11 protein-coding genes are annotated in these 12410 nt (G+C 64.2%); 4 read left to right on the top strand and 7 right to left on the bottom strand.

The genetic code is table 11. The features are described from left to right. Positions 1–21: 21 nt before the first annotated feature. From ACVWVY_RS16965 to ACVWVY_RS16950, 4 genes are all read right to left on the bottom strand, one after another. Positions 22–480, bottom strand: coding sequence for a DUF6691 family protein (locus ACVWVY_RS16965; protein ID WP_456627445.1), 459 nt, complete (start codon positions 478–480; stop codon positions 22–24). Positions 481–483: 3 nt separating this feature from the next. After that, on the bottom strand, positions 484–909 hold the full coding sequence (locus tag ACVWVY_RS16960; RefSeq protein ID WP_456627444.1) for a YeeE/YedE family protein: 426 nt from the start codon (positions 907–909) through the stop codon (positions 484–486). A 75-nt stretch (positions 910–984) separates the two neighbouring features. Then, positions 985–2274: a hypothetical protein gene (locus ACVWVY_RS16955; RefSeq protein WP_456627443.1), complete on the bottom strand. Its 1290-nt coding sequence runs from the start codon at positions 2272–2274 to the stop codon at positions 985–987. Positions 2275–2303: 29 nt separating this feature from the next. After that, complete coding sequence (locus ACVWVY_RS16950) at positions 2304–4589, bottom strand: fused MFS/spermidine synthase (protein ID WP_456627442.1); 2286 nt, start codon at positions 4587–4589, stop codon at positions 2304–2306. A 168-nt stretch (positions 4590–4757) separates the two neighbouring features. Here ACVWVY_RS16950 and ACVWVY_RS16945 point away from each other — a divergent pair, with 168 nt between their 5' ends. After that, entirely contained in the window at positions 4758–6359 is a 1602-nt protein-coding gene (locus ACVWVY_RS16945; protein WP_456627441.1) for a phytoene desaturase family protein, read from the top strand. A 70-nt stretch (positions 6360–6429) separates the two neighbouring features. On the opposite strand, the gene ACVWVY_RS16940 is transcribed toward ACVWVY_RS16945, so the two are convergent. Then, positions 6430–6585 carry a hypothetical protein gene (locus tag ACVWVY_RS16940; RefSeq protein WP_456627440.1) on the bottom strand — a complete coding sequence of 52 codons (156 nt, stop codon included), beginning with the start codon at positions 6583–6585 and terminating at the stop codon, positions 6430–6432. 429 nt (positions 6586–7014) lie between these two features. Next, positions 7015–7179 (bottom strand): Flp family type IVb pilin, encoded by a 165-nt coding sequence (locus ACVWVY_RS16935; RefSeq protein WP_456627439.1) that lies wholly within the window; start codon positions 7177–7179, stop codon positions 7015–7017. 203 nt (positions 7180–7382) lie between these two features. Between ACVWVY_RS16935 and ACVWVY_RS16930 the strand changes: the two genes are divergently transcribed. Then, positions 7383–8273 carry a 50S ribosomal protein L11 methyltransferase gene (locus ACVWVY_RS16930; protein WP_456627438.1) on the top strand — a complete coding sequence of 297 codons (891 nt, stop codon included), beginning with the start codon at positions 7383–7385 and terminating at the stop codon, positions 8271–8273. Between the two features lie 5 nt (positions 8274–8278). Here ACVWVY_RS16930 and ACVWVY_RS16925 read toward each other — a convergent pair whose 3' ends face one another. Continuing rightward, the gene (locus tag ACVWVY_RS16925) at positions 8279–8467 is read right to left on the bottom strand and encodes a hypothetical protein (protein ID WP_456627437.1); all 189 of its coding nucleotides are present in this window, start codon (positions 8465–8467) and stop codon (positions 8279–8281) included. A 189-nt stretch (positions 8468–8656) separates the two neighbouring features. Here ACVWVY_RS16925 and ACVWVY_RS16920 point away from each other — a divergent pair, with 189 nt between their 5' ends. Next, complete coding sequence (locus ACVWVY_RS16920) at positions 8657–10492, top strand: aminopeptidase P family protein (protein WP_456627436.1); 1836 nt, start codon at positions 8657–8659, stop codon at positions 10490–10492. A gap of 302 nt (positions 10493–10794) precedes the next feature. Beyond that, positions 10795–12072, top strand: coding sequence for a multidrug effflux MFS transporter (locus ACVWVY_RS16915; protein WP_456627435.1), 1278 nt, complete (start codon positions 10795–10797; stop codon positions 12070–12072). Positions 12073–12410: the final 338 nt, after the last annotated feature.

The raw sequence follows: 12410 nt of genomic DNA, 5'->3' as shown, positions 1-12410 counted from the left end.
CACGTCGGCGAGCCGTAAATCTTAGCCGTCCGTCGCGCTCGCCAGCAGGCGCTCGCGTTGCGCCGTCAGCCGCGATTGTTGCCAGGCGTCGTGAGCCATCATCCCTGCCGCCATTGCCACGACGAAGACGATGACCCCGGACGACAGCGTTGCGAGACTCTCCAGCGCCGGTCCCGGGCATAACCCGACCAGGCCCCACCCGATTCCGAACAGCGCAGCGCCCGCGACCAGCGGCAGATCGATCCCCGACTTGCCCGGCCGAAAATATTGCCCGGCAAACCACGGCTGCGCACCGCGATCAGCCAGCCTGAAACCCGGCACCGACACCGCGAGCGCCGCAGCCATCACCACCGCAAGGCTCGGGTCCCACGCACCGAAGATGTCCAGAAACCCCAAAACCTTGGTCGGCTGCACCATGCCTGAGATCAAGAGGCCCGCGCCGAAGATCAGGCCGCACAACAAGGGGGCGATGATCCACATGGCTCAACCTCCCAACACGTGACGCGTGATCGCGACGGTGATGACCGCCGTCGCCATGAAGACGACGGTGGCGGCGATCGAGCGCGGCGACAGCCGTGCTATTCCGCAGATGCCGTGACCGGAGGTGCAGCCGCCGCCAAGCCGGGTACCGAACCCGACCAGCAGTCCCGCTGCGATAATGACGGCCCAACTCGATGGCAGCTTGGGCTGCGCCATGCCGTAACCGATCAGGCCGGCGAGGACTGGGGCGAGAATGAGCCCGGCGATGAAAGCGATGCGCCAGCCCTTGTCCTCGCCGCGCAAATTCAACAGGCCGCTGAAGATGCCGCTGATCCCGGCGATCCGGCCGGTCGACAACATCAGCAGCACAGCGGAAAGCCCGATCAGAGCGCCGCCGATCGCGGCCGATACGGGAGTGAAATTGGCCATGGCGATACTTCCATTCAGCTCATGAGAACTCCGAAGCATAGATGCTTCCGGGCTAACCACAAATGCCCGGGGCCCCTACTCGAACGCGCGTTCCCCGCGCTCCGTGATCTTGCGCACGGCTTCGGCGAAAGCGCGCGCCACCGGTTCGAGAATCTCCGGACTGGTGGTGCGGAGATCATCGGATGGCGTGTGGAAGAAGCGATGCAAGCCGGCCACGCCGAAAAAATTCCGGTAGCCCGCCGCATGCACATCGCGCAACTCGCCAACTGCCTGCTTCTCCGCGACCAGACGATTCGCCTTGATTGCGGTGAAGGTTTCGCCGACGAGCGCCAGGGCGGAGGGACTGAGCACGATAAAACGCATCGCGTCATCGACCCTGTCTTCCCGCAGGAAGCCCTGCGGGCCCGAGGTCCAGGCATAGCAGGCGTTGGATGCACCAAGGTGCACCCAGGCCAGCGTGTCCTGCGGCGGTGGCGCACCCTGCTTGAGAAACAACTCCATGCCGCCGTGACCAATTTCATGGCCGGCAGTGGCGACAAAGACGAAGTCGTCAGGCCGCTTCTCCGCTGCAACGGAGCGGGCCAGCGCCAGAAAATTGGCGATCCCCGGCCCCCGCTCGCAAACGCAACTGTACCAGCCCGTCATCGGCGTCGACACGACGATGGCCGGCCCCTTGCCGGCGCCGAGCCGCGCAACGACATTGCGGCCTGTGACGTTACGCTCATAGCGACCGGCGACGTCGATGGTGACCGGCGCGCCCGAGGCAATCGCCCGCTCGAAAAGGCCCTTGTCCTTTGCGGCCACGACCATCACGGGGATCGGCCAGGGCGCATCTTCCTGCGTGACATTATAGGCGAAGCGGTCCTCACCGGGGTTACCGACAATCAGCAGGATCGCCGCCGGGCCGCGCGCCGCAGCCTGCGCAATCGTCGAGCGATGGTCCGGGCCGAGATAGGCAGCGCGATCATAGGGCAGTTCAACAATCAATATCTTGCCGCCGAGCTCGCCCTCGCGCGCGATGGGCGCGGAGAGGCGAAACGAATTCTTGTCCTCAGGGGGCCACCAGAACGGCGTTGCGTCGACTGTGGTGCCCTCCACCACGGCGATCGCGCGCTCGACGAAATATTGCCGGCCGAGGACCACCGGCTGGAACTCGACCCTGAAGCCGGCCGCCTGTAATTCGCCGGCGATCCAGTCGGTGGTAGCGCGGTCGCCGGGTGAGGCAAACCGGTGCGAGCCGAAGGAGGCGTACCGGGCCACGTCGGCATAGAGCCGGGGACCCGTAAGAAAATCTTCCGCTGCGCTGACTTGTCCGGCCGTCATCAAAACCACCACCATCCCGATCAGAACGCGCCAAGCCGACATGTGGGCCTCCAAATTCTACGTCTCGCCGTTCATTCCTCGCCGCTCCTGAGCCGCCGCCACACCGCGCCCAGCACGTTGGAATAATCGTCGGTCCAGACCCGCTGGTGATCCTCGGCCTCAGTCAGTGCCCATTGCTCCGACGACGCCAGCTTGCCGACGTCGGCCTCTTCCCGCGCCGAGACCACGACCGAGGTCGAGAAGATGTATTCATTGTCGCGGCCGGAATCCTCACTATAGACCCAGCTCTTCATATCGTTGGCATCGGCGATGCCGACGACGACGCTCGACAGTTCCAGATGCCGGTTGGAGACGTGCATCACCACCGCCCCCTGCGGCGCCAGCTTGGCCTTGTAGATCTCCATCGCCTCTTCCGTCGCCAGATGAATCGGAATCGCATCCGAGGAATAGGCGTCGACGATGATCAGATCGTAGACGCCGTCAGGCTCGCGCGCGAAGGTCAGCCGCGCATCGCCGATCACCGGCTCCAGTTTCGGCTCGCAGACCTGGATGTAGGTGAAATATTTCGGATCGCGCGCGGTATCGACCATCGTCTGATCGATCTCGAAGAACTTCCACTCCTCGCCAGGCTCGGAGGAGCAGACCAGCGTGCCGGAGCCGAGCCCGATCACGGCCACCCGCAAGGGCGCGCCCTTGCGTTCGCGGATCGCGGTGATCGCCTGACCGATGCCGCCGTCCTTGTGGTAGTAGGTGATCGGCTCCGGCTGGCCGGTGACCGGCGTGCCGTCGTCGTTCTTGAATTTCTCGGCCCCGTGGATCGTGGTGCCGTGCATCAGCACGTGATACTGGCCGTTCGGCGTCACCACGATCTTGTGGACGCCGAAGAAACTTCGCACGGTCTCGACCCGCCCGTCGTCGGAAGGGTACGCGCGCAGCAGCACCAGCGCCACCACGACGGTGGCAAAGATCTTCCAGCGGCTGGCGTTGAGGCCGAGCGCCAGCAGCGCCGAGAGCACGCCGACCGCACCAATCACCCAGACCCTGTTGGTGTCGAGCCAAATGAACACTTTGCCGGTGGACCAGATCGGTGCGATCAGCGCCACCGCCAACGCGGCGAGGAACGGCCAGTACCAGTGGCTCCAGCGCGGCAGCCGCTCATTGCCGGTCGGGCGGCACAGCGCTGCCAGCGCCAGCAGAATTGGATATTCCGCAATCCATGAGAAGGTGAACGGCGCGATCAGGCCGGCGAACAAGCCGCCGACCATGCCGCCGAACGATAGCGCGACATAGAAACCGGTGAGATATTTCGCCGCCGGGCGGGTGCGCGCCAGTTCGCCGTGGCAGGCCATCGCGATCACGAAGAAGCAGAGCTGATGCCCGCCGAGCGTCAGCAGCAGATTCTGCTCGCCGCCGACCGCCAGCAGCACCACGACGCCGGCGATCGCCAAAGGCTGCGCCATGAGCATCCACTTGTGCGGCAGCAGCGGGCGCGACTGAAACACCAGCACCCATGTCAACAGATAGAGCGACAGCGGCAACACCCACAGCAAGGGCGCAGCCGCGACGTCGGTAGAAATATGCGCGGTCACCGCGATCAGCAGCCCCGACGGTACCGCGGCAAGGAATATCCAGCGGGCGCGCAGAAGCCATGACGGCGCCGGTGCGTCGGCATCGTCGTCCGGCATGTTCAACTTTGCCGCATTGGCCGGCGAGCGCAGCAGCAAGACGCCGCAGCTCGCGATCAGCACGATCAGCAGGCCATAGCCGCCGGTCCAGATCAGGTTTTGGGTGCGCAGCGTGAATATCGGCTCCAGCAGCACCGGATAGGACAGCAGCGCCAGGAAGCTGCCGATATTCGAGGAAGCATAGAGGAAGTACGGATCGGGGCCGCTGGGGTGGCCGGTACGGACGAACCAGGCCTGCAGCAGCGGATTGTTGGCGGCGAGCGCGAAGAACGGCAGGCCGATCGAGACCGCAAACAGGCCGAGCAGCCAGAACGCATAGCCCGAAGTCGGCGGATCGCCCCACCCGCTCGAGATCGACAGCGGCAGCGTCAGCATCGCGACCACAAGCAGCACCAGATGGATCGCCACGGGAAGCGTGCGGTTGCGGAGCTGCATCAGAAAATGCGCATAGGCATAGCCGCCGAGCAGCAGCGACTGGAAGAACACCATCGCCACCGACCACACCGCGGGCGAACCGCCGAGCCGCGGCAGCACCATTTTGGTGAACAGGGGCTGCACCGAAAATAGCAGCAGCGCACTGACGAAGATCGCGGCGGTGTAGACGACCAGGACCAGCCGGTTCCGGCTTTCGGAAGGCTGGTCCGCGGAAGCGGACGGGTCGGGAGAAGTCATCAAAACTCCGGCAGGAAACCGGCAGGCGCCGGTGGCGGGATTTCCGGCAGGGCCACCGGCGGGGCGCAATGGAGCATAGGGCGACACGGCGAGCAATGCGGGATAAGAAAGCACGGATAGGGCGCATTGCGCCCTTCCCGATCAAACCTTCTTGAAGCTGAAGCTGGCATGAACGAGACAGATGTTGTCATCATCGGGGCGGGGCATAACGGCCTCACCTGCGCCGCCTATCTGGCAATGGCCGGCCTGCGCGTAAAAGTGGTCGAGCGCCGCAAGGTGGTCGGCGGCGCCGCCGTGACCGAGGAATTCCATCCGGGTTTCCGCAACTCGGTGGCGGCCTATACGGTCAGCCTGCTCAACCCGCAGATAGCAGCCGACCTGAAGCTCGCCGATCACGGCCTGCGCATCGTCGAGCGCCGCGCACAGAATTTTCTGCCCGCGCCCGACGGCAGCTATCTCCTGACCGGCGAAGGCCGCACCCAACCATCGGTGGAAAAACTCAGCCGGCATGATGCAGGCGCCATCGACGCCTTCTCGCGCGAGTTGGAGGCCATCGCCGACGTTCTGCGGCAGTTTGTGCTGCGCGCGCCGCCGAACCTCGTCGAGGGTTTTGGGATCGGCGCGATCCGCGAAGCCTTCAACGCCGTGGGCACCGCCGGCATCCTGCGCAAGCTTTCGCTTGAGCAGCAGCGCAATCTGCTCGACCTGTTCACGCGCTCCGCCGGCGAGATGCTGGACGAGCGTTTCGAGAACGACCTGGTGAAGGCGCTGTTCGGCTTCGACGCCATCGTCGGCAATTACGCCAGCCCCTACGCGGCGGGCTCCGCCTATGTGATGCTGCACCATGCGTTCGGCGAGGTGAACGGCAAGAAGGGCGTATGGGGCCACGCGATCGGCGGCATGGGCGCGATCACGCTAGCGATGGCGCGCGCAGCCCGCGGGCACGGCGCCGAGATTGAAACGGAAGCCGGCGTGCGCGAAGTGATCGTCGAGGGCGGGCGCGCCGCGGGCGTCATCCTCGACAATGGCGAGGCCATTCGCGCGAAATACATCGTCTCCGGCGTCAATCCGAAATTGCTGTATACGCGGCTCGTGCCGTCGGGTGCGCTGGCGCCGGAATTCCTCGAGCGTATCACGCGCTGGCGCAACGGCTCCGGCACCTTCCGGATGAACGTCGCGCTGAACGCCCTGCCCTCCTTCAGCGCACTACCCGGCGCCGGCGACCATCTCACCGCCGGAATCATCCTGGCGCCCAGCCTCGGCTACATGGACCGCGCCTGGCAGGACGCGCGCAGCCATGGCTGGAGCCGTGAGCCTGTCGTGGAAGTGCTGATCCCCTCGACGCTGGACGATTCCCTTGCGCCAGAGGGCCAACATGTCGCGAGTCTGTTCTGCCAGCATGTTGCGCCGGAATTGCCGGATGGAAAGTCGTGGGACGACCATCGCGAGGAGGTCGCCGACCTCATGATTGCGACGGTGGATAAATTCGCGCCGGGCTTTGCGGCAAGCGTGATCGGCCGCCAGGTGCTGTCGCCGCTCGACCTCGAGCGGCAGTTCGGCCTGCTCGGCGGCGACATTTTTCATGGCGCCCTGACATTGAACCAATTGTTCTCGGCGCGGCCGATGCTGGGCCATGCCGATTATCGCGGGCCGCTGAAGAGCCTCTACCATTGCGGCTCAGGCGCCCACCCCGGCGGCGGCGTCACCGGCGCCCCCGGCCACAACGCTTCGCGCGTGATCCTGGGCGATCACCGCGCGCTGTTCGGATAGACCACTGAAAACGCACAAGGCGCGACGCCGGGACCGGCGTCGCGCCTTGCGAAACGATCAAATTGTCAAATCAAACGGCGTCGTAGGCTTCGATCGGAAGCGAACGGGATTCCTGCATCGACAGCGCCAGCGAAGGCATCGCGCCGCCGGGCACGGTGGCCGACGGATAGCTCACATACGCGCTCAGGGCGCACATCAAGGCAACAACTGCAGTAATCATCTTCATGAATTCCCCCTGTGTTTTCGTTTCGCTGTTTTCAGCGTGCCCCGTTGTTAGGCGTGGCAACTTAATGTGCGGTTCCATCGGGCGGGACAGAGGAAACCATCTGGGGGCGCGGTGAATCGCGGGTGTACGCAGCGGCGACGTAAACCGGATTTTAACCAGGTCGCCCCGCTCGCATCCCGGCGCGCGGCCGGATGGGGACAAGGTGGGTAAAGCCAGTGGGTAACGACGGGAAAAGCCTGTGGATTGACTGTCGAGAACTTGCCGCAGTGGCAGTGGAAAGCGCTGGTATCCACCGCGTATAGCGGGGTCGGCAACGCCCTGCCGGCTGTGGATAGAAGGTGGATATTTCACGCAGCAATTCTGGCCCAAAAAGCGAAAAAGACCGGGCGCTTGGCGCGCCCGGTCCCGAAATGCCCCCGAAATGGGCGGTTACTTCAGTGAGTTGCTGATGGTATTGAAGTTCGTCGACAGCTGGGAGCCGAGACCGTTCACGGCGGTGATGATTGCAATCGCGATTCCGGCTGCAATCAGACCATACTCGATGGCCGTGGCTCCTGACTCGTCCTTGAAAAATGACTTAATGATCGATTTCATGGCTGGTTCCGACCTGGGGTTTATGTTCTCGGAACCCAGGGTTCCCCTGCAGTTCCTATCCCGGAACATACGGAAATGAATCTAAGGCTGTCCTAACGGCCAACACTCAACTTTTCCGAGTAGTACGACATGAAGTTTCTTCAAATTTGAATGAAACGCCCCCTTCCCCAATCGAATCTTCCGGATTTTCTCCAGGTTCTTCAATGGCTTCAACTTACCCTACGCACCGCGTCAGCTTTGCAATCGGCGACGAGCATATCGCCAAAGGTGTGGTCGATGCCCTGACCGAAATTTTCTTTGAAGGCCAGGCCGCGATCGCCGCGTTCGAACGGCCGGATGGCCAATGGGACGTGACAGTGTATTTTGCCGAGCCGCCGGATCAGCCGCTGGTCCGCGAAATCGTGGCCAACGCCGCAGGCGCTGATATCGCCGGGGGCATCGCCTTCGACACGGTCGAGGCCAAGGACTGGGTCAAGGCCAGCCTCGAAGACCTCGTCCCCGTGCCGGCCGGACGCTTCGTCGTTCACGGCCAGCATGACCGCGCGAGGATCGCACCCAACAAGCTCGGTATCGAAATCGAGGCCGCACTGGCATTCGGCACCGGCCACCACGGCACCACGCGCGGCTGCCTGCTGCTGCTCGATCATGTCCTGAAAGCCTGGCGTCCGCGCCGCGTGCTCGATCTCGGCACCGGCACCGGCGTGCTGGCGATCGCTGCCGCCAGGGCGCTGCACGAAAAGGTACTGGCGAGCGATATCGATCCGCTCTCGGTGCAGGTCGCCCGCGAAAACGCGCGGCTGAACGTATCCGGGCATCTGGTACAGGCGATCCGCGCCACCGGCTTCTCAGCGCCGCAATTCGCGCGCGCCGCGCCGTTCGATCTGGTGCTGGCGAATATTCTCGCCAATCCGTTGCGGCAATTGGCAACACCGATGGCGCGGCATCTGGCGCCATCGGCGCTGGTGATTCTGTCGGGCCTGCTGACGCACCAGGCGCCTGGCGTCATCGCTGCCTATCGCGCCCGTGGGCTGGTGCCGGTCAGGCATCTGCGTATCGAAGGCTGGAGCAGCCTGTTGCTGCGCAAAGGGAACTGAAATTTCTACTTGGGCGGTGTGTACTGATTGCGGGCGATCACGCCCTTTTCTGCTTTCAATGTCCGTTTGACGCGCGCTTCCGCGAACCGGTCGAGCATCTGGACGAGGACGCCGCGCTGTTTCTTGTTGGCGACCGGCGGGATCGGGCCACGATCGGTCGGCGGCGAGATCTTCTCAAACGTGAAAGCAGGCATGGTGTATCCCCTCTTCGTTGAGTTGAAACACTCCTGGAGCCTCCCGGTAATCCTTGATCGAAACAGCCTGCACCGCAAAACTGTTCCATCCGACTAACGCGGACGGATATATTGAAGCATGGATTATGCCAAATTGTGGCCAACTCCACCGCATTGCGGACCGCTCGACCCAACCCTAAAGTGAAGACGATGTTCGAAGCCCATTTCCAGACATTCGAAGAACCCGAAAGCGGCGTGGCGCTCGCCGCACGGCTGTCCGCGTTCCGCGAGGAACTGGCGCGGCGGAAGCTGACCGGATTCGTGATTCCCCGCGCCGATCAGCAGCAAAACGAGTATGTTGCGGCCTCCGAAGAGCGGCTGGCCTGGCTGACCGGCTTCACCGGTTCGGCCGGCATGGCCATCGTCCTGACGCGCGAGGCCGCCGTTTTCGTCGATGGCCGCTATACGCTGCAGGCCGCCAAGCAGGTCGACCGCAAGGCCTGGCATATCGAGCCGCTGGCCGATCCGCCGCCGGAACACTGGCTGGCCAAACATCTTGTGGCCGGCGACCGCCTCGGTTTTGACCCCTGGCTGCACACTTCGGCGGCAGCCGAGCGTCTAGCCGCCGCCTGCACCAGGGCGGGCGCGGAGCTGATCGCAGTCGACAAAAACCCGCTGGATTCGGTGTGGACCGAGCGCCCGGCCCCGCCGCTCGGCCCGGTCTCCGTTCATGGCGTGCAGTTTTCCGGCGAGATCGAGGCCGAGAAACTCAAGCGGATCCGGCTCGAGATGAGCAAGCTCGGGGTCGAGGCGCTGGTGCTGTCGGACAGCCACGCGGTGGCCTGGACGTTCAACGTGCGCGGCGCCGACGTCTCGCACACGCCGCTGCCTTTGTCCTACGCGCTGGTGCCGAAGGACGGCCGCCCCACCGTCTTCATCGACCACCGGAAGCTGTCCAACCTGACGCGTGACCATCTCGAACAATCCGCCGACGTCCGGGACCCCGACGCGCTGGTGCCTGGTCTGACCGAGCTCGCGCGCAGCGGTGCCGCGATCGCCCTCGACAGCGCCACCGCCGCGGACGCGTTGAGCCGCCTGATCGCAGGCGCCGGGGGAAAACCGGTGCGCGGCAACGATCCGGTGAGCCTGTTGAAGGCGGTGAAGAACATCACCGAGATCGAGGGCACCCGGACCGCGCACCAGCGCGATGCGGTGGCGCTGACGCGCTTCCTGGCCTGGATCGACCGCGAGGCGCCGTCCGGCGCGCTGACGGAGATCGACACCGTCGAGGCGCTGGAAACCTTTCGGCGCCAGACCTGCGCGCTCAAGGATGTTTCGTTTCCAACCATCGCCGGGACCGGGCCGAACGGCGCGATCGTGCATTACCGCGTCACCCGCAAGAGCAACCGGCGGATTTCGCCCCACGATCTGCTGTTGATCGATTCCGGGGCGCAATACGAAGACGGCACCACCGACGTCACCCGCACGATCGCGATCGGCACGCCCACCGACGAAATGCGCGATCGCTTCACCCGCGTGCTGCGCGGACACATCGCAATCGCGCGCGCGATCTTTCCCGACGGTACCACCGGCGCCCAGCTCGATTCCTTTGCACGGCAATTCCTGTGGCAGGCCGGCCTCGATTTCGAGCATGGCACCGGCCATGGCGTCGGCAGCTATCTGTCGGTGCATGAAGGCCCGGCGCGGATTTCAAAACTCGGCACCACGCCGCTGAAGCGCGGCATGATCCTTTCCAACGAGCCCGGCTATTACAAGGCCGACGCCTACGGCATCCGGATCGAAAACCTCGAACTCGTCATCGGCACCGACGTGTCAGGTGCCGAGAAGCCGGTGAATGCCTTCGAGACGCTGACGCTGGCGCCGATCGACCGCCGCCTGATCGACGTGAACATGCTCAGCCCAACAGAGCTGAAATGGCTGAACGACTACCACGAGCGCGTCAACCGCGCGGTGCGCCCGCATCTCGACGACAACGCCACGAAACTGTGGCTGGACGAGGCAACGGCAGCGATGCTGCCGCTTTAATCGTCGTTCCGGCTGTCGTCCCCCGCCTTGTGCGCGATTGCGCACTGGGGCGGGGGACCCAGTACGCCGGGCCCTCTCGGTTCAATCGCTGACTGCTCTGGAATACTGGATCATCCGCTCCTGTGCGCAATTGCGCACAAGGCGGATGATGACAGGGGAGTTTGTTTCGCGCGACGGAACGTGAGCCACCGCCTCCCGAAATCGGCATGGCCGCATGCTGAAACACCCGTATCCGCCATGAGCCAGCACGCTACAGTCTGATCCAACCAACAGAATCTTCAACCAGCAGGGATCTGAACTATATGCACGGCGTCGTGGGCAAGCCGCCCGGCGCGGCGGCGAACGCCGTCGCGACCTCGAAGATCATGCTGCTGATGCTGGTCGCGATGACCGGCGTCGCGCCGATCTCGCTCTATATGCTGGTGCCGGCGCTGCCCGTGCTGGCGACGACGTTCGGCGGCGACATCTCGGTCGCGCAGATGACGGTGTCGCTCTACATGGTCGGCATCGCCTGCTCGCAGCTCATCATGGGGCCGCTGTCGGACAAGTTCGGCCGGCGTCCGGTGCTGCTCGCGGGCCTTGCGCTCATGGTGGCGGCCAGCATCGGCTGCTCGCTGGCGCAGACGCTGCCGCAACTGATCGCCGCGCGCTTCCTGCAGGCGCTCGGCGGCGCTACCGGCATGGTGGTGAGCCGCGCCATCATCCGCGACCTCTACAGCCGCGACCGCATCAGCTCCATGATCAGCCTCGTCATAGGGGTGATGATGACGGCGCAGATGCTGAGCGCGCTTGTCGGCGGCCTGCTGGAGACTGCGTTCGGCTGGCGCGCGATCTTCTATTTCATTACCGCCGCCTCGATCAGCGTTGCGGTCCTGATCGCCATTTCGCTGCCCGAGACGCGCCGCGACCGCGGGACGAGCAGCAGCTTCCGCGGCGACGTCGGCAAGCTGATCCGCGACCGCGCCTTTCTCGGCTATGTGCTGTGCCAGGTGCTGGCCTCGCAGATCATCTTCACCTTTGCCGGCGGCGGCCCTTACATCGTGGTGACGCAGATGGGCCGCACCACCGCCGAATACGGCGCCTGGTTTGCGACCACCGGATTTGCCTATTTGGTCGGCAACCTGTTCTGCGTCCGCTTCGCGCCGCGCCATTCGCTGGAGAAGCTGATCTGGTTCGGGCTGGCGCTGCAATTCGCCGGCGCGCTGCTGAACCTGACCTTCAGCATCGTCGGGACCAACCAGGCGCCATCGTGGCTGTTCGGCACCCAGATGATCGTGATGGTCGCCAACGCCTTCGTGATGAACAATGCCGCGGCCGGCGCCATCAGCGTCCGACCCGAGGCCGCCGGCACCGCCGCAGGCGCGATGGGCTTTCTGCAGCAGGGCATTGGCGCGCTGGTCTCGCAATTCGGCGCCTATCTCGGCGGCCACTCCACCACCACGCTGCCGCTGACGGCCGCGATCTTCGCGCTCTCGATCGCGTGCGCGTCGGCGATGTTCTTTCTCGTGCCGCGGCCAACGGTCGTGGTCAGCGAGGAATTGATCAAGAAGGCGGAGGAGGAAGAATCGGGGATGTTGTGAGGGTTATTGGCAACATCAGCGCCTCACTCTCCGCTGTCATTCCCCGCGAAGGCGGGGAATCCAGTACGCCGCGGCTTCTCGATTCAAACACTGACGTCTCTGGAATACTGGATCACCCGCCTTCGCGGGTGATGACAACCCGTAGCCCGGATGAGCGAAGCGATATCCGGGACAAACTCCAACACCATCCCGGATCTCGCTTCGCTCATCCGGGCTACACGGCTTCACGTGTTGCAAGCCGACGGCGTCCTTTCGCCATTTCGAGCCAGGCACATCAATCCATTGCTTTCTTTATGCCGCAATGGATTGCTTCGCTTACCATGACAGCTGGATAACAG

The organism is Bradyrhizobium sp. URHC0002 (genome assembly GCF_054059515.1).
The sequence above is the reverse complement of the archived record's forward strand: the minus strand, read 5'-3'. Positions and strand labels throughout refer to the sequence as shown.